The following is a 21,524-nucleotide window of genomic DNA, read 5'->3' on the forward strand; positions in this document are numbered from 1 at the left end:
ACCGGTCTTTTTTTATGCCATTAAGATTACGAAGCATCCTAAAAGTCAAAAAGCTCACCGCAGAGCGATGAGCTTTTCAATTTCTTGCAAGAAAGATATTATCAATAAATAATCTCTTACTTAGCAGCTGGAGCTGGAGCAGCTTTAGCAGCGGTATCAACTGGAGCGTGAGCAGCAGTATCAACGTGAGCAGCGCTATCAGCAGCAACTGGAGCAACTGGTTGAGCAGCCATAGTGTCAACGGTAGTAGCAGTAGAGTCAGTGGTAGCAGATTTACCGCCATTGCAAGCTACGAAGAACATACCAGCAGCGATTGCGAATACAAATACTTTTTTCATTTTGTGTTGTTTATAGTTTTTTAAAACCGGCGCAAAGGTATAGAATAATTTTAAATTACAAAATTTTTATACCTACAACTGGTCGAATTATTTCTTTCTGAAGAATATTTTAACTGGTACTCCTCTGAAGTCAAAGTTAGTACGGATCTGGTTTTCCAGGTAATTTCTGTAAGGCGCTTTCACATCATCTGGCAGGTTACAGAAAAAGGCAAACGCAGGCGTATGCGTAGGCAACTGGGTAACATATTTGATTCTGATAGGAATACCGCGCACCACTGGAGGATGGTATGCCTCAATTGCTTTCAGCATCACGTCATTCAGTTTAGAAGTCTGAATTTTGCGGGTACGGTTCTCATATACTTCCAATGCCACTTCAATAGCTTTGAAAATACGTTGTTTTTCTATCACGCTCGTGAAGATGATAGGTACGTCAGAAAATGGAGCCAGGCGTTTTTTGAGTTCTTTCTCGTAGTCACGCGCTGTATTAGTGGCTTTCTCCATGAGATCCCATTTGTTTACCAGCACCACAACTCCTTTACCTTTTCTTGCAGCGAGACTGAAGATATTCAAGTCTTGCGCGGTGATACCTTTTTCAGCATCCAGGAGGAGCATTACTACATCCGCCTCATCCAGGGCTTTGATGGCACGGATTACGGAATAGAATTCCAGGTCTTCCTGCACTTTCGTTTTACGACGGATACCAGCCGTATCGATCAGCATGAATTCCTTTTGGAACATGTTATAGTGTGTGTGGATTGTATCGCGGGTAGTACCAGCGATATCAGACACGATATTACGTTCTTCACCAATCAGTGCATTCAGGAGGGAAGATTTTCCCACGTTAGGCTGACCGATGATCGCAATTTTAGGGATATCTGATTCCATAGAAGCATCACCCATATCATCCGTGATATGACTTACTACCTCATCAAGGAGTTCGCCAGTACCGCTACCTGTCATAGAAGAGAGGAAGAATACGTGCTCGAAGCCGAGGCTGTAGAATTCAGTAGCTTCGAGGGCGCGTTGTTGGTTATCCACTTTATTTACAACCAGGTATACTGGTTTGGAGCTACGGCGTAACAGGTCAGCTACTTCCGAATCCAGGTCAGTAATACCAGTAGTACAATCTGTCAAGAACAGCAGGACGTTTGCTTCCTGCATAGCGATTTTCACTTGTTTGCGAATCTCACGTTCAAAAACGTCATCACTTCCGGCAACGAATCCGCCGGTATCAATTACGTTGAAAGTTTTTCCATTCCAATCAGCCACACCATACTGGCGGTCGCGGGTAACACCGCTCTGATCATCCACAATCGCCTTGCGTTGTTCCAGCAGGCGGTTAAACAATGTTGATTTACCCACATTCGGGCGACCAACGATGGCAACAGTAAATCCAGCCATGATAATCTCTTTTAATAATTAATTGATTGTCGTAATCACCTGTGACGGCACTGTTGCTGTCCAGGAATTTATTAATCAGTACCCGTATTCTTTCAGGAAGAGATCATTATCGCGCCATTTTCCTCTTACTTTCACAAACAGTTCAAGGAATACTTTGCGTTCGATAAATTTCTCAATATCCTGACGGGCTCTTGTTCCCAGTTCACGGATAGATTTTCCTTTTTCGCCAAGGATAATCGCTTTCTGTGATTCTCTGGTAACAATTATTTCAGCAGTAATTTTTGTGAGTGTATCCTTTTCCTGGAACTGCGTCACGATTACTGTAGTATGATAAGGGATTTCCTCTTCGAATAATTGGAAGATTTTTTCACGGATCATTTCTGCCACAAAAAAGCGTGTAGACTTGTCCGTTAGTGTATCTTCTGGATAGAATGGGTTTGCTTCTGGGAGCAGATTAACGATGGCAGCCATGAGGTCTTTCACATTTTTGCCTTGTTTGGCAGAGATAGGAACGACAGCTTTGGCTTTACCCCATTCTTGGCATTTTTTCACCAGGGCATCCACATCTTCTTGGAGGAGGTTATCCATTTTATTGATGACGAGGATGGTAGGTACTTTTAATTTAAGGGAGCTGAAGAGTTCTAGGTTTTCTTCCAGGTTATCTTTTGCGTCCATGATGAGCAGAGCAACGTCTGCATCTTCGAGTGCTGATTTTACAGCGCCCATCATTTTTTCATGGAGTTTGTATTTAGGGTCGATTATTCCGGGAGTATCGGAAAATACGATTTGATATCCGGGTTCGGTAAGAACGCCGGTAATACGATGCCTGGTGGTTTGCACCTTGGGTGAAATAATAGCCAGTTTCTCGCCGATGATAGCGTTTAACAGTGTGCTTTTCCCCGCATTGGGTTTACCGAAAATGTTTACAAAACCTGCTTTATGCATCATATCCCTGTTTAGTTGTGTGTTGTTACCCGTAGAGGCGCAAAGGAGTAAGGTGTAATCTTTACTCAAATATCCATCAAAAAATCCTTGTTGCCAGTATTGTTTCCCGGGAAAAGTCCCGTTCAATCATCTTTGTATCTACGCGGCGGTGTATCTATGCGAGAAAAACGCTGTGAGAACTCCCTGTAATAAAAAAAGCCGAATTTCTTCGGCTCTGTTTCTTTGATGCACATGACATCTGTTTGTAGCGAGGAGCGGATTCGAACCACTGACCTTCGGGTTATGAGCCCGACGAGCTACCTCTGCTCTACCTCGCAATGAGGGTGCAAAGATAGGGCTTTTTCAATTAGCACCAAATATATTTTAAATAAATAGGGATAAATCACGCATAATTGCATGACTCATAGCATATAATAGCTATATAATAAACCACATAAATGAGCCACAGTAAAGGCATTGAGGATATCTGACTAATGATTACAGGGTCTTAAAAATAAAACTGGTGGAATAAAAGAGATCAAACTAAAGAGCCCCTATTAAAGCAATTAAACCCTAGTTAATGGCACCGTCACAAGTAAGATCTAATGATGGAGATCAAACCATGGAGATCCGATTATTGAATTTTGAGATCAAATTTTACAGATCGTAGAACGGAGGCACCTACTATTCGAATTAAGCATTAGAGGTCAAATTATACTTATCAAAGAACGGCGCCACCTACTATTAGAATTTAAGCAAAAGAGATCAAATTATAGTGATCGTCAATTTGAAATCCCTATAAAGAGATAAAGCAATAGCCATCCAACAATAGATAATACATAATAGATAACCGATATTGATAATAGCCACAAGGCACAGGCCATAAGCTTCAGCTCACAGTCTGCAGCCTTGTGACTTTGAAATTGACTATAACCACAAATCATGCATCAAAACCTCAGCGTCAGGCTATCTTGCTCTTAAAACGGAAGATCGTCTGCGGGCATTTCCTGCTCAGGTATACCTTCCGGTAGTGGAGGGATGTTGGAGGCAGTAGCCTTCCGTTTCTCTTCGTCCTTGCGACTAAGCAGTTGTATAGTGGCTACCCGCAGATGTAAGGCGCCAGACAATACACCTGTATTATTGCTGATATATGCGTCTACACGTGGTGATCCTTCTAAATACACCATAGTACCCTGTAAGAGGTAGGGTGCCATGTTCAGTCGATCCCATAAGGAGCAGTCGACCCATGTAGTGCGCTCTTGCAATACACCTGCGGCATTCCTAAATCGTTCATTGGCGGCTACTGTGAAATTCAACACGGATACACCGTTTACTTCTTTAAGTACTGCATCCCGACCTAAATGGCCGATCAATTGTAGTTTAATCATTTCTGTAAAAGATTAAAAGGGTTAAACAATACATTTCGGGAATGGTACCTTTCTGACTGAAAAAGCGATAGGAATACTTCACATGGCTATCTGCCCTTATATACGCTCCTATATAAATTGAATGCTTCTATACTTAAAGGAAACGCTCCTACACAAAACTGGAGGCTCCTACTATTAAACCGAATGGTTCTATGCTAAAGGAAACGTTCCTATACAAAACTGGAAGCTCCTATTATAAAACTAAATGCTTCTGTACTAAAGGAAAACGTTCCTATACAAAACTGGAAGCTCCTAATATAAACCTGAATGCTCCTATGCTAAAGGAAAACGCTCCTATATAAAACTGGAAGCTCCTATTATAAAACTAAATGCTTCTGTACTAAAGGAAAACACTCCTACACAAAACTGGAAGCTCCTAATATAAACCTGAATGCTCCTATATAAAACTGGAAGCTTCTATACAAAAGGAAGAAACATCAACCCAAAACCGAAGGTCCAATACAAAGCTGAACAGGGTCATTATGGTCAGCTAAACCCAAGTATTTGAAAAAATTATTATTTTTTTCGTTAGACCTGCATACCTTTGTATCGGAAACGGCCTTTCAGCCGCTTTCACATGGGGTGCCTTACTTTCAGGCTGAGATCACACCCAAAGAACCTGGACCAGGTAATGCTGGTTAGGAAAGTGAAAATAGTTAATATATACACATACATGAAACAGTTACTGTTGTGGGTACTACTGGGTACAGTAGGCACTTTACAAGCACAATCCGTTGTAACCGGTACCGTTACTAACAAAACCAACGGCCAACCATTGGAAGGGGTATCCGTATCCATCAACCAACAAGGCACACTGACTGACAGCAAAGGGCATTACAGCATCCACCTGAAAAAGAAGGGTAATTTCAAGTTACAGGCTACCTATTTAGGCTTCAAAGCATATTCCTTCCCTATTGACATCATGGACAACACCAAGCAGGATATTGGCCTGGAAGAAACTGGTTTATTTGTAAAACCAGTTGAAATCAGCAGTCTCCGTGCAGGAAAAAACTCTCCTTTTGTCAACAGTACCCTGTCTGCCGAAGAAATCAAAAAAGAGAATCTTGGTCAGGACTTACCCATATTACTGAACCAACTGCCTGCTGTTGTTACCAACTCTGATGCAGGTACAGGCATTGGTTACACAGGTATGCGTGTGCGTGGCTCTGATATTACACGCATCAATGTTACTGTCAATGGTATTCCCATCAATGATGCGGAATCACAAGGAACATTCTTTGTGAATATGCCTGATTTTGCCAGTTCTGTTAGCAGCATTGAATTACAGCGTGGTGTAGGTACTTCTACCAATGGCGCTGGTGCATTTGGCGCAACACTCAATCTTAGCACCAACGAATTCCACGACAAAGCCTATGGCGACATCAACAACAGCTTTGGATCTTTCAATAGCTGGAAACATACTGTTAAAGCAGGTTCCGGACTAATCAATGATCATTTCACCATTGATGCACGCCTCTCACAAATATCGTCAGATGGATACATTGATCGCGCCACATCAGACCTGAAATCATTCTATACATCGGCAGCATATATTTCCAAGAAAACCGCTATTCGACTGAATGTCTTCTCTGGAAAGGAGAAAACCTATCAGGCATGGAATGGCGTTCCACAAGCATTGCTGGCAACAGATCGCACTTACAATTCTGCTGGTACAGAAAAACCCGGTACTCCATATAATAACGAAACCGATAACTACCAACAGGATCACTACCAGTTATTCCTTAACCAGGAAATTAATTCACATCTGAACTTCAACGTTGCCGGCCATCTCACTCGTGGTCGCGGATACTATGAGCAGTACAAAGCGAACCAGGCTTTCGCGGATTACGGCCTGGCACCTGTACATATCAATGGCGCAACTGTTGACACCACAGATCTTGTTCGTCAACTCTGGTTGGATAACTACTTCTATGGCGGTATCTTCTCTGTAAACCGCACCGGTAATGTCTTCAACTGGAGCCTTGGTGGCGGCTGGAACCGCTACGAAGGACAACATTATAATAAGATCATCTGGGCATATACTGGTATTGATAAAGACCATGAATACAGTCGCTTCCCCGCAGATAAAAATGATTTCAATATCTACTGGAAAGGACAATATAAAATCACGTCTGCCCTGCAATTATTTGTGGACATGCAATACCGCAATGTACAGTATAACATGAACGGTTTTGATGCAGCTCCAGCTTATATGCCACACGTGAAATATAATTTCTTCAATCCTAAAGCGGGTATCAACTATTTCATCAATACCAATAACCGATTATTCGCCTCTTTCGCAGTAGGACATAAGGAACCCAATCGTACCGACTTTGAATCCAATATCGGTGCAAATCAACCTAAACCCGAAGAACTCCGCGACCTCGAAGCTGGATACAACTGGAGCAACAGCATCGCCTCCATTCAGGGTAATGTGTACTACATGAACTACAAAAATCAGTTGGTTCAAACCGGTCAACTCAATGATGTAGGTGCTTATGTACGTACCAATATTCCTAAAAGCTATCGCCTCGGTGTAGAGATCCAAGGAAATGTAAAACTCAATAACATTTTCTCCCTCTCCGCGAATGCTGCCCTCAGCCAAAATAAAGTGCTGGACTTCGCCGCAATTTATTACGACGCAGCTAGTAAACCATATACACTGCAATTCAGCAAAACAGATATCTCCTTCTCCCCTGCATTCGTAGGAGGATATATACTGAGCGCCAAACCAATTAAAAACTTGAATATTGACCTCGTAGGTAAATACGTAAGCAGACAATACATGGATAACACCGGCAACAAAGAAAGTAGCCTGGATCCTTATTATGTAAATGACCTGCGATTCAACTACATCATTCCACAACCTTTATTCCGCGAATTAGGCGTGCAACTGATGTTGAATAATATCTTCAACAATCTCTATCAACCCAATGGCAGTACATATGGTATGTATGCTAATGGGAAAGTAGTCCCAGATAACTATTACTACCCAATGGCAGGATTTAACTTCTTTGTCGGGTTAAATATTGGTTTCTAAGAGTAATAACAGTAGTGAGGTGCAAATGTCATCTCACTACTGAATTATTATTCGCATTTATTGGCAAAAAATCACAGGGAAAGCAAAAAAAATTTAAAATTGCTCCGTCCCATCCCCAGGCAAAGCTATCTTCCCATCTTCCCTTGATAACTTTATTATTTTCTACTCCAGTTCAATACAGTACTCCTATCCACCCAATACCCTTTTTCCTATCTCCTTAGAATTCTTTCTCTATATTTGCCCACATCCATTTACCCAAATATTAATCTTATTTAATGCGACCCGTATACCTGATCATTCTTTTAACTGTATGCCTTACCCGTGCCAAAGCACAGGATAGTTTATTAAAGAAGAGCATAGATATTCCCAATAAATATTATAGTACAGTCCAGCGAAAAGCAGATGTACTCAACCGACAGTTGACCCGCAGAACAGAGAAAGCACTTAATCGGCTTTCCAAGTATGAGGAGAAGATGAATAAAGGTATGATGAAAATCGACTCTTCCGCTGCCAGAAAAATGTTCGACCAAAGCCAGGAGAAATTCGCTTCTCTGAAAAATAAACTGAAATCAAAAGCTGATCATATTCCAGGCAAAAAGTTATTAGGCAACAACCTCAGTACAGATTCGCTGTTCAACACACTCAGTTTCCTCAAACAAGCACAAGGCGTTCAATTGCCAAAGCTTAACAGTAGTCTCCAATCCGTGACCGCATTACAGGATAAACTGGCGATATTGAATGAAGCAAAATCATTTATTCAATCCCGCAGACAACTCCTGAATGCACAATTAGGAAAAATACCGGAACTCGCCGGAAGCCTTAAAAGCATTAACAAAGAAGCCTACTATTATGCACAACAGGTAAAAGACCTGAAAGAAACTTTCAGTGATCATAAAAAAATAGAAAAGAAAGCCCTGGAAATAGCGCAGAAAATACCTGCCTATAACGATTTCATGGCCAAAAATAGTTACCTCGCCAGCTTACTGGGCACCGGTGCTGGCGCTAACGGAGGTACCCCCAACCTGGAAGGATTACAAACCCGTAACCAAGTGGAACAAGTCATCCAACAAAGACTTGGCGGTGGCCCCAATGCATCTCAGGCTGTCAGCACCTCTATGTCAGAAGCACGCGCGAAAATGAATGATCTTAAAAAGAATTTCCCCGATCTGGATAACGCTGGCGAAATACCCAATTTCAAGCCAAATGAGATGAAAGCCAAACGATTCGTACAAAGACTCGAATACGGCGGAAATATCCAGTTCCAGCGTAATACGAACTTCTACCCCACCACCAGTGATATCGCGGCTCAAATCGGCTACAAATTCCATAAGAATGGTATCGCAGGCTTTGGTATGGCCTATAAATTGGGATTAGGCCAGGGATTTAATCACATCGGCTTCAGTAGTGAAGGGCTCGGTCTCCGTTCCTTTATCGACTGGAAACTGAAAAATACCTTCTTCCTGAATGGCGGATATGAACAAAATTACCAACCCATTCAGGTCACTACCAATATCCCTAATCCTGCCTCATGGACACAAAGTGCATTATTAGGGATCAAGAAAAAATATAAAGTTAGTTCGAAAGTGAAAGGAGATGTGAGTTTGTTATTTGACTTTCTATATAATAGTCATATTCCAAGAACGGATCCGGTGAAATTAAGGATGGGGTATAATTTTTAAAACACTTATGGTCATTCAGGAAATGTCCTGTTTTTAATGCAATGAGTAAACCGGCATTCCTTTAAAACTACATCCAAATTTCTTATCGAGTTGGATTTAAAAATTGTTGTTTGATCGTTTAAATGTACATTGCAGAACAATCGCGATAACTATATCGGTTCAACAGATTGTCTGGTTTAATGTTTGTTTACCCTTAAAAATATTTTGTATGTTTTACCCCTATAGTAAAGCCACACTTTAGTATTCCTGCTATTTATTTTCAACATGATATTTTCAACTGTCAAAAAATGATAATAATGAAATATTAGTTGTATTGTGGATGATATACAGGTGATATAATTTTGCATTGATAATAACTGTCACAAGAGCAAATTGTCATTTTAATACGCCCTTGTCCCCTATACCTGGTCAATAGAGTCTGTATTACTGTGGTCATATAGCGTTTTGTATTGTGGAACAAAGAGAAAATCCAAGGAGATATCAGTGCGGTATACCTAATATTGAATGCTGTCAGACAGGCCCGTGAGGCCATCTTATGCCCGAAAAGGACAGCATAATGATTATGTAGTATCCCCATGACTATCCACCTTTATTATCATTATTAATACAGTTGTCATGTTGTTATGCATTCCTCCTAAAAGAAGGCTTATTTAACGGAAATGATCAAGTGTTAGCAATCTATCCAAATAACATTGTTGTTATGCACACCTATGTCTATGAGATTAGTAGCGCCACTAAAAGAATTCAAAAGTAGCAACGAATGAAATGTTTTAGTGTACTAATGAAGAAAATTGTCCATGTTGGGGCCCTTATATTTTGTTGCCTGACTGTTTCTGCGCAGCAGCAGCTGCCAGGTAGCATACCTGTTGATTCTGCCTATATTCTTATTTCCAAAGGATGTAAGATGCAGGAGGCTATGAAGATAATGCTTTATGGGCCTGTTCAACACGTGGATTTAGTAGCTTCCCGCCCAAGGATAAAACCTGTGTATGTGCCGCCACCAAAGCCGCCTTTATTGAATATAAAGGGGAATGTTACCTATGATTTCTTTTACCAGTCGAATGTTGATACGCCATTTACAGAGCGGGATATCCATCAACATATCTTACAGACAAATCTCCTTGTTACTGTAAAGGATCAATATCCGTTTCGGATTGCTTTCAGTACACAACAGGGAAACTCATCGCTGTTCAGGAATCTGACCGGGGCGAGATTATTTTATCATAGCAGTGATTTCAAAAATCAGTTATTGATGAATGCACGCAGATGGGTCGTTTCAAAGTATAAACAACAACTGGATGCTGATAAGATGAAGCTCTTAATGGATAGTCTCCGTATGCAGATATCCGGTGTACATACACACTATAATAGCGAAGCGTACCAGCAAAAGATAGTGGAGGCCAGAGAATTTATGTTCCGTTGGAAAAGAGATTCTGCATTGGGTATTGTCAAGCCGTTGAGTGAAAAAGATGCTGAATACATGGCCTTATTGGAAAAAGGTAACCGGTATAAGGCAGAGGTAGACTCCTTACAGGATAAGTATGCAAAACTTAAACAAAAGTATGATAAACTGAATGCGAAAATAGGCGCTGAGAAAGTGCAGCTACTGGATGTGTTGCAGCATAGCAAAAATAATAAAGAGCTCATTGATGCGCTGGATGCGATGAATCTGCCGGATACGGTATTGCCCAGGAATTATAGAACCTTACTGGCTATACGTAGTGTAGGTATAGGCAGAGCGATGGTTGATTATTCTGAGCTCACGGCAAAAAACATCAGTATTACCGGTGTACAACTGGAGTTAAATCCATCCTGGTACCTGGCTGTAGCCAGTGGTTCCGTCGACTATACTTTCCGGAATTTTATTGTAAAAGAAAAGCGTTCCCCTCAATATATTAACCTGATAAGAGCCGGCGTTGGCCAAAAAGAATCCAGTCATATCTATCTCACCTATTACATGGGGAAAAAGGAATTGTATGGTGCAAATGCAATACCATTGGATTCGGCTGTGAAAGTGGATAATCATCTCATGGGTGTGTCGCTGGAGGGGCAGTGGAGCCTGGGACGTCAGACATTCATTACCGGCGAAGTGGCGAAGTCATCCCTACCTTATAATATCCGACGTGTACACGGACAGAATAACGTTTCCAGTATGCTGAATTTTTCCGGTCATACAAATGAGGCATGGAGCGTTGGTGCCGAAACCGTTGTGCCGCGCGCAGCTATAAAACTGAGTGGTATGTATAAACGCATGGGGGGCGACTTTCAATCATTCAGTATGTATACTACCGGTTCACAGCAGACCGCCTGGACATTGCAGGCAGAGCAGCCTTTCTTTAAACGTCAGTTAACGGTAACAGGTGCATTGCGTAAAAATACCTATGCCACTTTTTATGAGCCGGCAGTGTTTGAAAGTAACACTATCTTCAAGAGTTTGCAGGTAACTATGCGTATACCTAAGTTGCCGGTTGTAACGCTAGCCTATCAGCCAACATCACAATTAGTAAAGTTGGGTGATGGCAATTTCACCCAGCAAATCTTTAATACCCTCTCCGGCACTGCTGTTTACAATTACAAGTACAAAAGTATAATGATGAACAGCATGCTGATGTACTCTCGTTTTTATAATAAGCAGACGGATACTTCATTTGTTTATTATAACAGTCGCAATGTTACTGGCAGCCAAACAGTTTTTCTGAAAAAATTCACTATCACCGGCCAGTTTAATGCCTCGCTGACAGCTGATTATAACCTTTACAGCAATACTGGAGATGTAAGCTGGAAGGCGCTGAAATGGTTGGAGGCAGGCGCGTCTCTACAACATAATTATCAATCTAAATATAACATCACCCAATATGGCTATGGTATGAACCTGAGGTTTATCATTCCATATGTTGGTGAAATCAGTGGCAGAGCGGAGAAACGTTATATGCCAGGATCTGCGAAGCAATTGGTGTCAAATAATACCGGACGAATTACCTATACCAAGATATTTTAATTATTATGAAGTACCTAAGAATCCCATTTTTTGCGGCATTGCTTATTGTAACAGCGATGCTGAAAGTTAAAGCCCAGGTAGCAATAGCGCCGCAGGTGCCACCTGCCGGAATTATGCAGCAGTCCCAGCTTTGGAATATCCTGCTGACAAATGCCAACAAAACCAAATCTTATGTAAAGGTGATCATGCGTTTAACAGATGCAGTAACCGGGCAGGGTGTGATGACTGGCATTACACGTTTAGTCGAATTACCGATCGGTGCTACTATGCTGCATCTGGCGGATTTTCAGCCCATTTCTACCGAGTATTTATTGCCGGTGCAGGATCAGCGTCCGAATGCCATGTTGCTACCCGGAAAATATATTATTTGCTATAGTGTAGTTGTAGATCGTGATAAGACAGTGGCTCCTGGGACTGAAGATTGTATCAGATTTGTAGTGGAGCCGGTAAGTCCACCTATACTGAACTTACCAGTGGATAAAGATACGCTTCAAACGTCACTTCCGGCATTTACCTGGATTCCCCCTGCCCCGTTGAATCTGTATAGTGATTTGAATTACGATATCACCGTAGTGGCTGTCTGGCCTGGTCAGGTGCCAGCTGATGCCATACAGCAGAACATCCCGATGTATCATGGTGCTGCCTTACGTCAACCATTTCTGAATTATCCTGCTGGTGCGCCAACATTGGATACAGGTGTAAACTATGCCTGGATGGTAACCGCATTGAATGGTCGTCAATATTCTGCGCAAACGGATATACATACTTTTCGGGTGGCGAAGGCAGCTCCGGTAACGGAAGAGGATCTTACCTCTTTTGTAGGATTAACGCGCAATGGTACTACCAAGCCCCTGCAGGTAGGGACCACCTTGAAGTGTTCTTATAATAATGAGTCGGGCGAGCAGGCGGTTAATTATGAAATAATTGCCTTGCAACAGCAGAATAAAGTGGTTGCACAAGGTAAGCTTACACTCCAGCCTGGTCCTAATATGATCAGCATCCCCTTACAGCGTGTGGGTAATCTTTCAGGAGGAAACCTGTATTCCTTTCGATTCGTAAATGCGAGAAATGAAAGCTGGGAATTGAAGTTTATGTATTCATCTCCCAAATAAAAATTTAAAAACTGTGCCCTTACCTATAAATATTTATTAAATGATATTGGCAAGAATTTCGAGTGCCAGGAAAGTTATTGCTAGCCTGTTGATTGTTGTATTATATGTAGAAACGGTAGTACCGCTGCATTTACAGGCGGCCGTTCCATATGTCCCACTTGTAGCTGAAAAGAATAGTAAACGGAACCCAATTGGTAGTGCTGTACCATCGCGTGTAATTCCCATGGAAACTTATGCGCCGGCTCCACCGCCTCCAGCAGCGGCATTAAGCAGTACTAAAACCATGGACGACGGAGGTCCTACCCAGCCGGAAATGGAAACATTCCATTCTGCAGGTAATGACAATATGGTGAATCTTTTCAGCGGAGACTTTAATTATTCTATTCCGTTAATAGATGTAGGCGGATATCCGCTGACGCTTGGGTACAACAGTGGCGTATCCATGGATCAGGAAGCCAGCTGGGTTGGACTTGGATGGAATCTGAATCCCGGTGCGGTTACTCGTAATATGCGTGGCCTTCCGGATGATTTCAATGGAACCGATTCCATCACCAAGGAAATAAAGGTAGAAGAAAATAAAACAGTAGGTGTAACTGCTGGAGCGGATGTAGAGTTGGTCGGATTTCCTGAGAATATGGGAGGAATAAAAGCAGGGTTTAGTCTCGGTGTTTACAAGAATTCACTTCGTGGCTGGGGTCTGGAGACGGCTACAGATGTCAATATCCGTCTTGGAAGCAAGAATAGTGGAGCAATGACAGGTGGGTTATCCTTATCCAACAGTTCTCAAGGGGGAGCAACCATGTCTCCTTCTCTGGGTTATGAACTTCCAGGAAAAGAACAGAAAGACCATAGCACAGTTACTGGTGCATTTTCGATAGGAACTTCCTATAATACAAGATCTGGTATGCGAGGATTCCAACTGTCTGCAGGGATTCGTCAATATGACAAAGTAATACATAAAGTAAGGGATGATGAAATAGTGAGTCAAAAGGATCGGTTTAGTAAAAATCATAGTTCATATATCAGTTTTGTTTCACCAAGTTATACTCCTTCCTCTACGATACCATATACCAGTGAGAATATTGCGGTTACCTTAAAAGCCGGACCAAGTGCGACCGTCGTTTTTCCTAACCTCTTTATCAGCGGTTATTTGAACAGGCAGTATGTAGCCAAATCAGATCAACGATTTTCATTGCCGGCTTTTGGATACCTGAACTATCAGAACGGCTATACAAATACCACTGCCATCATGGATTTTAACCGTGAACGTGATATCACTTATCGTGATAAACCGGCAGTACCCAATATTGCTGTGCCTTCCTATACCTATGATGTGTTCTCTATCAGTGGTGAGGGTACAGGAGGCACTTTCAGAGGCTATCGTAATGATATCGGCTATGTATTTGATGCGGAAATTACGACCAGGGATAATTCTTTCCATGCCAGTGGAGATCTGGGTATTGGATATTTATTTCATGGCGGTATAGACCTGGGCGCATCCAGATCCTATACAAGAACAGGACTATGGGAACATGAAAATCCACTGAAATCAGTAATAGGATTTAGAAAGACACAAAAGAATTTTGAGTCGGTATACTTCAGAAATCCTGGAGAAAAGACCATCAATTCCCGCAGTTTCTATGATGGGATTGGCGGGGACATGGTAGTAACTGCCAAGTTAAATCAAGGAACATGGTTGTCTCCATTTATTTCAACTGAGGCCAAACTAACACCATATAAGAATGCCAGTCCACAGGCTGATATACCAATGAACAGCAATACATCCGCTAAGCCAGCGAGGGAAAAACGTTCACAGGTAATTTCCTTTCTTACAGCCAAGGAGGCTTCGGAAGCAGGGTTGTCAAAATATGTAGAGAATTATGCCCTGAATACCTATCCTGATATTACTGTTCACACTAAAAATACACCTGTCGATTTTGTAGGAAAAGGAAATGGATTGAGGGCTACTTATTATCATTTTGAAGGTTATAGCACCAAAGATTCTCTTTATACCGTGATCGAACCTGATCTAAACTTCAATAACAATAAAGACTTTAACAGATCAGGAATGAAGCCCGCATTGTATGATTTCTTCAGGGCGAAGTATGAGGGGAGATTGAAAGTCCCTCAATCTGGCAGATATATCTTCAAAATAAATTCAGATGATGGATTCTCATTTTTCCTGAATAATGAATCCATTTCATCGGATATGACCGAACATGGTGCGTATGATCATTATGACACGCTTTATCTGGAGGGCGGGCGTCTCTATAATCTCAGAATGTTGTATTATAATGGTCCATCCGCAGCAACTTTAAAACTATCCTGGAAATCAGAAGCGATGGGGCCGAATGATCAGTTTCAGCCAATAGCACCTGAATATTTCTTTCTGCCGGATGTTAGTGATACCGTGAGTACTTCCAAGATAGTGACGATGGAGAAACGTGTTACCTCTTACAGAAAAGAAAATCATATTTCAGAAGTAAGTGTGTTGAATGGAGATGGAAAAAAATATGTGTATGGCATACCAGTGTATAACCTGGAACAGAAGGAAGCAAGTTTCTACGTAGATAAAAATGGTGCAGATACAACAAATGCCCTGGTAAAATATACACCAGGATTTAACGATGATATTAGTGGCCCCGACAAGTACTATTCCGCTGAAATCATGCCTTCCTATCCGCATTCGTTCCTGCTTACGGGCATTCTTTCTCCCGATTATGTGGATGTTACCGGTAATGGTATCAGCGATGATGATATAGGAAATGCGATCCGGTTTAACTATACAAAAACCGCTGGTGCAGCCAATCCATACAAATGGAGAGTGCCATACAATGATATGGCCACTTATAATGCGGGACTCCGATCTGATTATCGTGATGACAGAGGAAGTTATATCAGTGGCTCAAAAGAATTGTGGTATCTCAATTCCGTAGAGTCTAAAAACATGATAGCTGTATTCCTTCTGAGCGACAGAAAAGATCAGTTGCAGATTAGCAATACCGGTGTAAAATCAGTGAATGGCGCCAAAAAGCTGGAACGGATAGATCTGTATACAAAAGCCGATTATAGAAAGAATGGTACTAAAGCAACTCCTATAAAATCAGTTCATTTTGAGTATAGCTATGAGCTGTGCCCTGGCATCAATGGTGCCGGCTATCCTGCTGACAGCGGAAAGCTGACGCTTAAAAGAGTCTGGTTTTCCTATAATGGAAATACCAAAGGACGGAATAATGCCTATGTATTTAATTATAACAAACTCAACCCACACTATAATTCTCAGTATTATGATCGTTGGGGTAACTATAAAGATCCGGCAAAAAATCCGGCATCTGTACCAGGAAAGGTTATACGTAACGAAGATTTCCCATACGCTATTCAGGATAGTACCACAGCAGCGAAGTTTGCGGCCGCATGGACATTGGACTCTATTATAACACCGGCCGGAGGCGCTATGAAGGTCAATTATGAAGCTGATGATTATGCCTATGTTCAAAACAGGCGCGCCATGCAGCTATTTCAGGTAGCTGGCTTAAGTATGAATAAACCTGGAACAGATAATGATATTTCAAATAATCTTTATGGTATTCCGGGAGGACTGGATTATAAGTATATCAGTATCAATGTACCTATACCTGTAACCTCCAATGCAGATTTATATAATAAGTATTTGGAAGGAATCGGTAAGATTTACTTTCGGATGTATATACAGGTGCCTGATGATGGCTATGGCGGAGGTTATGAGCCTGTTTCCTGCTATGCCCGTTTAGATCCAAACGGAGGTTATGGTTTTTATAATGGCGGAAAGACTATCTGGATTAAAATACAGGGAATAGATCAAATGGGGCATTCCTTTGGGCCTTCGAGTCCGCTGGTGGTTACCGCTTTTAACTTTATGAAGCAAAACCTACCATCAAAAGCCTATCCGGGTTCTGATGTAGGAGCTGACGAAAATGGTGCACAGGCGGCAGTTCACCTTTTGCTTAACCAAGTAAGTAATATCACTGAACTGATAACCAAATTTGAAGGACAGGCGAAAATCAGGCAACTGGCGCGCAAATTTGATCCATCCAGATCATTGGTGAGACTCAATAATCCGAACTATAAAAAATATGGTGGTGGATTACGTGTGAAGAGCATCATCAGTTATGACCATTGGAACAAAATGACGGGGCAACGGGAATCCACCTATGGAAAAGAATATCAGTATACGACCACTAAAGTTGTTGATAAAGATACGCTGGTAATCAGTAGTGGTGTGGCAGCATATGAGCCAATGGCCGGCGGAGAAGAGAATCCTTTCAGATTACCCATTGAATATATGGAAGAAGTAACACCATTATCTCCTGTGGTGATGGGATATACCGAAGAACCTTTAGGTGAAACTTTCTTCCCTGCAGCAAGTGTTGGATATTCAAAGGTTCGTGTAAGAACCATTAATAGAGATAAAACAAAGTCTGCTAACGGATTTGAAGAGACCTGTTTTTATACAGCCAAGGAATTTCCTGTCATAACGGAGCGGACCACTATTAATGATGCTACCAAAAAACGTTTCAAAAATGACCTTGCAGATTTCCTGAAGGTCAATACCCTTCATTATCTCACCATTTCTCAAGGGTTCAAGGTAGAATTGAATGATATGCATGGTCAGGTAAAATCTCATGCTGTTTACTCAGAGTCTGATCCAAATAATTATATCACATATACAGAGAATTTCTATAGAGTAGACAATCAGCAGTTGCCAGAGAAACATCTTAATAATGAGGTATCTACCATATCTGCTGATGGCACTATCAATACTAGTGTTATCGGTAAAGATGTGGAGTTGATGGTAGACTTGCGTGAACAGAGAACGCTCACCAATAGCGGCTCATATGGTATTAATTCTGACATATTTACTATTGGTATTTTCCCTGCGACAATACCGTCCCTGATTCCACTACCTCAACGTGAGGAGAACCGGTTCCGTTCCGTGGGTATTACCAAGGTGATTAATCGTCATGGCATACTGGACAGTGTGGTAGCTATTGATAAAGGTAGCAAAGTAGTAACGCATAACCTGTTATACGATGAGGAAACCGGCGATGTGGCCTTGACCAGTGTACAAAACGAATATAATGACAGGGTGTATCATTTCAGTTATCCAGCCGCATGGATCTATGAAGGAATGGCCGGCGCCTATAAGAATATAGGAACCGTGCTGGAAGGTATTGATATTACCAATGGTAAAATTACAGGTGGTTTAACTGGTAGTCTTGCTGATTATTTCTTCAGTGGAGATGAGATACTGGTGTATTCCAAAAAGAAAGTATTTGGAACCGAATGTGATTATAAACTCGCCCGTTGGCCTGGCGCTTACAAGGCATGGGCTATTGATGCCAATATGCTGACTAAGGGTACTCCTGATATTTATTTTATCAACCAGGATGGCTCCCCTTTAACAGGCCATGAGATGACGATAAAGATTATACGCTCCGGCCGTAGAAACATTGCTGCATCCGGCGGACAGGTAATCATGAAAGGGAACCCAATGATGGGAGACCACTTGGTAATTGATCAGTCTAAACAGGTATTGAATGCATCTATGGTAACCTATAACCAGTTCTGGAAAGTTCCTGACCACAAGGTACCTGCTGTTATCATTGATACTTTCTATAACTCGGCTATTAGCCAAGATTTTACTGTTGTCTGCGGCAATACGTCTACTACTGTTAATATAAAAGTGGAAGCCAAAAAGTTCTGGTCTGTTGTAAGCCAAGAAGTTGCTGATGACTTGGCACAGGTTTACTTGCGGTACAATGGTATGTATCTAGCCCAGCAACAGACACCTTGTCCTGCATACTATAATGAAAAACAATCAGACTGGTATCGTAAACTTGATTGTGGTACCAATGGCGAAGGCAGCCTCGTAGAGGTTGTTGTACCGGCTAATACATTCAGTTCCACCATAAGTGTAGAAGATGCCAACAATATGGCAAGAGCTGAAGTAGCAAGGATAGGCCACAGTTATGCCAACGCCAATGGAAAATGCATATTCTACAGTGATCCGCAACCGGGGACTTTCTATAAAGATGATTGCCCTGATGGCTTAACTCCGTTAGCAATAGATTATACCCTCCCTGCCAGATACGATTCATCTGAATATAGTCTGGCGGATGCCAATCAGAAAGCGAAGATTCATTTGCAAGATAAAGGGAAGGAATATGCCAGAATGTATGGTAAATGCCAGTTCTATGCAAAATTGAGCATTGTCAATTTCAGACATAGAAGTGGCCAAAACTCGACAGAAAGCTATACCAGGGACTCTGGTGATATTCGTGTTGATTTTTATAAAGACGCCACCTGCACAATGCTTTATGTTGTGCCACAAGCTACCATTCTGCTGAAGGCGACCAGTGTTCGAAGTGCTTGGCAGGATGATCAACCATTGCCAACAGACACATATGAAGACCCATACACATTCACCATCAGTAATCAAAGCGGTGCTGTATTACTTACAAATCAACTATTGATGGATGATGTAAAGTATCGAAAATGGGAAGGGCAACCTCCTGTTGAGGTAGTGCCAACGGATGGTTACACTACTAATACCACCTATACTTTAGTCCCTAGTGTTGAATATGTCATCAAGTAAATACATGATTTACATGAAAAAGATATTAACAATAATATTACTGGTTTCTCTGTTCAAGATGAATCCATCATCCGCTACTGGTATCCGATCTTTTAAGGTCGATACCAGTGGCACCTGTTACAGTGCCATTCTTGATACTGCGGTGAACCCCTATACCCTGGGAATTGCAGGGAACTGGCGTCCGCAGGCGACCTATGTTTTTTATGGCAACAGGACCGAAACGAATGCCGCACAGGATATTAACATACGCCAGGCCGGAACACTGGCGGCGTATGTTCCTTTCTGGAAGCGCGATAATAATGCCTGGAAAGCAAATACAGATACTCCCTGGGTATGGAATCAGCAATCGACGATTTATAATGTAAAAGGATTTGAGCTGGAGAATAAAGATCCGCTGGGAAGATATAACGCTGGGATGTACGGCTACGATAATGAATTACCCGTTGCCGTTATTCAAAATGCACGATATCAGGAGGTGGCCTATGATGGATTTGAAGACTATGGTTATGGTATGTCAGCCTATGACACTGCTTGTCCGGTAAGTAAGGGCTTTGATTTTCTGCCATATAAACAATGGATTGATAGTACGGTAGCGCATACAGGTATATATTCATTGCTTATTCCTGGCGGACATAAAGACTCCATAGGCGTCTATTTGACGACTACTGATGTAACTGACTTTGACTTTGCCATTAATAAGAGAAATATGGCATGTACACCAGGCGTTGGATTGCAAGGAATAAGAGCCAATACGAAAGTGATCATTCCTTCATTTGCCCCCTACCCTGGAAAGAAAATGTTGCTGAGTGTATGGATAAAAGAAAAGAATGACTGTAACTGCAGCACCTATACGAAAGGAACAGTGACCGTAAGAGCTGGTGGTGCCACCATTACCTGTAAACCATCGGGCAATATCATTGATGGATGGCAACGTATTGAAGAGGTATTGGATATCCCGGCTGATGCTACCTATATGACAGTGGATTTAACCGCATCGGCCGATGTATATTTCGATGACCTCCGTATTCATCCTTATAACGCCAATATGCAATCTTATGCGTATGACCCCATCACCTTACGTCTGATGGCGCAACTGGATGAAAATAACTATGCTACTTTCTATGAATATGACGATGATGGCACATTGGTAAGGGTAAAGAAAGAAACAGAAAGGGGTATTATGACAATCAAAGAAACCAGAAGCGCATTGATTAAATAAGATAAACTCTGATACTATGAAGCTATTTATCCCTAAATACCTATTCTTACTGTTGTGTATCAGTTTTAGCAGCAGCCTGATGGCACAGGATGATCTTGAAAAAGCTACTGCCCTAATGATGCGCGTGAAAAACGCCTATGATTCCGCCAATATGTCTTTTCAGATGAAGTATACCTATGCTGCCGCCGATAAGCCGAATATAATTACGGATTCATTGACTGGTGAAATAAAAATGAGCGGTAAAGACTGTCTGACAAGCATAGGGAATGTCGTCTTACTAAAAAATAAATCCTATAGTATATCCATATTCAAGGAGGATAAATTAATGATGCTCTCCAGGCCTTCAGAATTGACGGAAAGTGTCCAATTGCCAACAACAGCGATTACTGCAGCCTTGAAGAAAACCGGCGTTGTCAGTTGCAGCATGAAGAAAGTCAAGCAGATGACTTCCATTATTTTCAAATATGATGAGAATGCATCCTGTAAAACACTAGAAGTCATGATAGATGAAACTGCGCTCAGGATTATGTCTATGAAGGCGCAGGTTAAGAAGCCGGGAGATGCGGATGCTCAGGCAGCATCTGATACCTATGTTATTATCAGTAGTGTATTTTCTGGATTCAAGTCTGAAAAGGTTGACCCTTCCACATTTGATGAGCATATGTTTTTTACAAGGACGGGGAATGTGTTTAAACCATCTCCGAAGTATGCCGACTATCAGGTATTCCTTGCAAGCCCTAATTTTTAAAAGT

At 41.7% G+C, this 21,524-nt stretch carries 11 protein-coding genes, 1 tRNA gene and 1 riboswitch; of the genes, 7 read left to right on the top strand and 5 right to left on the bottom strand.

The annotated features are described in order from the left end of the window. Window positions 1-116 precede the first annotated feature (116 nt). From JO154_RS22515 to ssb, 5 genes are all read right to left on the bottom strand, one after another. Entirely contained in the window at window positions 117-338 is a 222-nt protein-coding gene (locus JO154_RS22515) for a hypothetical protein (RefSeq protein ID WP_291950005.1), read from the bottom strand. Between the two features lie 87 nt (window positions 339-425). Further along, window positions 426-1,739, bottom strand: a complete 1,314-nt coding sequence (gene der, locus JO154_RS22520; RefSeq protein ID WP_291950007.1) for a ribosome biogenesis GTPase Der — start codon at window positions 1,737-1,739, stop codon at window positions 426-428. Window positions 1,740-1,814: 75 nt separating this feature from the next. Continuing rightward, window positions 1,815-2,687, bottom strand: a complete 873-nt coding sequence (era, locus tag JO154_RS22525; protein WP_291950012.1) for a GTPase Era — start codon at window positions 2,685-2,687, stop codon at window positions 1,815-1,817. Between the two features lie 242 nt (window positions 2,688-2,929). Then, window positions 2,930-3,001, bottom strand: a tRNA-Met gene (locus tag JO154_RS22530). A 639-nt stretch (window positions 3,002-3,640) separates the two neighbouring features. Next, window positions 3,641-4,051 carry a single-stranded DNA-binding protein gene (gene ssb / locus JO154_RS22535; RefSeq protein ID WP_291950015.1) on the bottom strand — a complete coding sequence of 137 codons (411 nt, stop codon included), beginning with the start codon at window positions 4,049-4,051 and terminating at the stop codon, window positions 3,641-3,643. Window positions 4,052-4,658: 607 nt separating this feature from the next. Next, a riboswitch (TPP riboswitch) is annotated at window positions 4,659-4,752 on the top strand. 11 nt (window positions 4,753-4,763) lie between these two features. Between ssb and JO154_RS22540 the strand changes: the two genes are divergently transcribed. The 7 genes from JO154_RS22540 (at window position 4,764) to JO154_RS22570 (ending at window position 21,520) form a co-directional block, all read left to right on the top strand. After that, window positions 4,764-7,130, top strand: coding sequence for a TonB-dependent receptor (locus tag JO154_RS22540; RefSeq protein ID WP_291950018.1), 2,367 nt, complete (start codon window positions 4,764-4,766; stop codon window positions 7,128-7,130). 275 nt (window positions 7,131-7,405) lie between these two features. Further along, a complete protein-coding gene (locus JO154_RS22545; protein ID WP_291950020.1) occupies window positions 7,406-8,809 on the top strand; it encodes a hypothetical protein in 1,404 nt (467 codons plus the stop codon). 916 nt (window positions 8,810-9,725) lie between these two features. Next, window positions 9,726-11,807, top strand: coding sequence for a hypothetical protein (locus tag JO154_RS22550; RefSeq protein WP_291950023.1), 2,082 nt, complete (start codon window positions 9,726-9,728; stop codon window positions 11,805-11,807). A 5-nt stretch (window positions 11,808-11,812) separates the two neighbouring features. After that, complete coding sequence (locus JO154_RS22555; protein WP_291950026.1) at window positions 11,813-12,919, top strand: hypothetical protein; 1,107 nt, start codon at window positions 11,813-11,815, stop codon at window positions 12,917-12,919. 40 nt (window positions 12,920-12,959) lie between these two features. Beyond that, window positions 12,960-19,553 carry a DUF5977 domain-containing protein gene (locus JO154_RS22560; RefSeq protein WP_291950029.1) on the top strand — a complete coding sequence of 2,198 codons (6,594 nt, stop codon included), beginning with the start codon at window positions 12,960-12,962 and terminating at the stop codon, window positions 19,551-19,553. A 13-nt stretch (window positions 19,554-19,566) separates the two neighbouring features. Then, window positions 19,567-20,772 (top strand): hypothetical protein, encoded by a 1,206-nt coding sequence (locus JO154_RS22565; RefSeq protein ID WP_291950032.1) that lies wholly within the window; start codon window positions 19,567-19,569, stop codon window positions 20,770-20,772. Window positions 20,773-20,788: 16 nt separating this feature from the next. Beyond that, window positions 20,789-21,520: a hypothetical protein gene (locus tag JO154_RS22570; protein ID WP_291950034.1), complete on the top strand. Its 732-nt coding sequence runs from the start codon at window positions 20,789-20,791 to the stop codon at window positions 21,518-21,520. Window positions 21,521-21,524: the final 4 nt, after the last annotated feature.

The sequence above is a fragment of the Chitinophaga sp. genome (assembly GCF_019236475.1).
Classification (GTDB): domain Bacteria; phylum Bacteroidota; class Bacteroidia; order Chitinophagales; family Chitinophagaceae; genus Chitinophaga.

Bases quoted from the DNA above. Each gene is read 5' to 3' on its own strand.
- JO154_RS22515 (WP_291950005.1), bottom strand. From the start codon at position 338: ATGAAAAAAGTATTTGTATTCGCAATCGCTGCTGGTATGTTCTTCGTA.
- der (WP_291950007.1), bottom strand. From the start codon at position 1,739: ATGGCTGGATTTACTGTTGCCATCGTTGGTCGCCCGAATGTGGGTAAA.
- era (WP_291950012.1), bottom strand. From the start codon at position 2,687: ATGATGCATAAAGCAGGTTTTGTAAACATTTTCGGTAAACCCAATGCG.
- ssb (WP_291950015.1), bottom strand. From the start codon at position 4,051: ATGATTAAACTACAATTGATCGGCCATTTAGGTCGGGATGCAGTACTT.
- JO154_RS22540 (WP_291950018.1), top strand. From the start codon at position 4,764: ATGAAACAGTTACTGTTGTGGGTACTACTGGGTACAGTAGGCACTTTA.
- JO154_RS22545 (WP_291950020.1), top strand. From the start codon at position 7,406: ATGCGACCCGTATACCTGATCATTCTTTTAACTGTATGCCTTACCCGT.
- JO154_RS22550 (WP_291950023.1), top strand. From the start codon at position 9,726: ATGAAGATAATGCTTTATGGGCCTGTTCAACACGTGGATTTAGTAGCT.
- JO154_RS22555 (WP_291950026.1), top strand. From the start codon at position 11,813: ATGAAGTACCTAAGAATCCCATTTTTTGCGGCATTGCTTATTGTAACA.
- JO154_RS22560 (WP_291950029.1), top strand. From the start codon at position 12,960: ATGATATTGGCAAGAATTTCGAGTGCCAGGAAAGTTATTGCTAGCCTG.
- JO154_RS22565 (WP_291950032.1), top strand. From the start codon at position 19,567: ATGAAAAAGATATTAACAATAATATTACTGGTTTCTCTGTTCAAGATG.
- JO154_RS22570 (WP_291950034.1), top strand. From the start codon at position 20,789: ATGAAGCTATTTATCCCTAAATACCTATTCTTACTGTTGTGTATCAGT.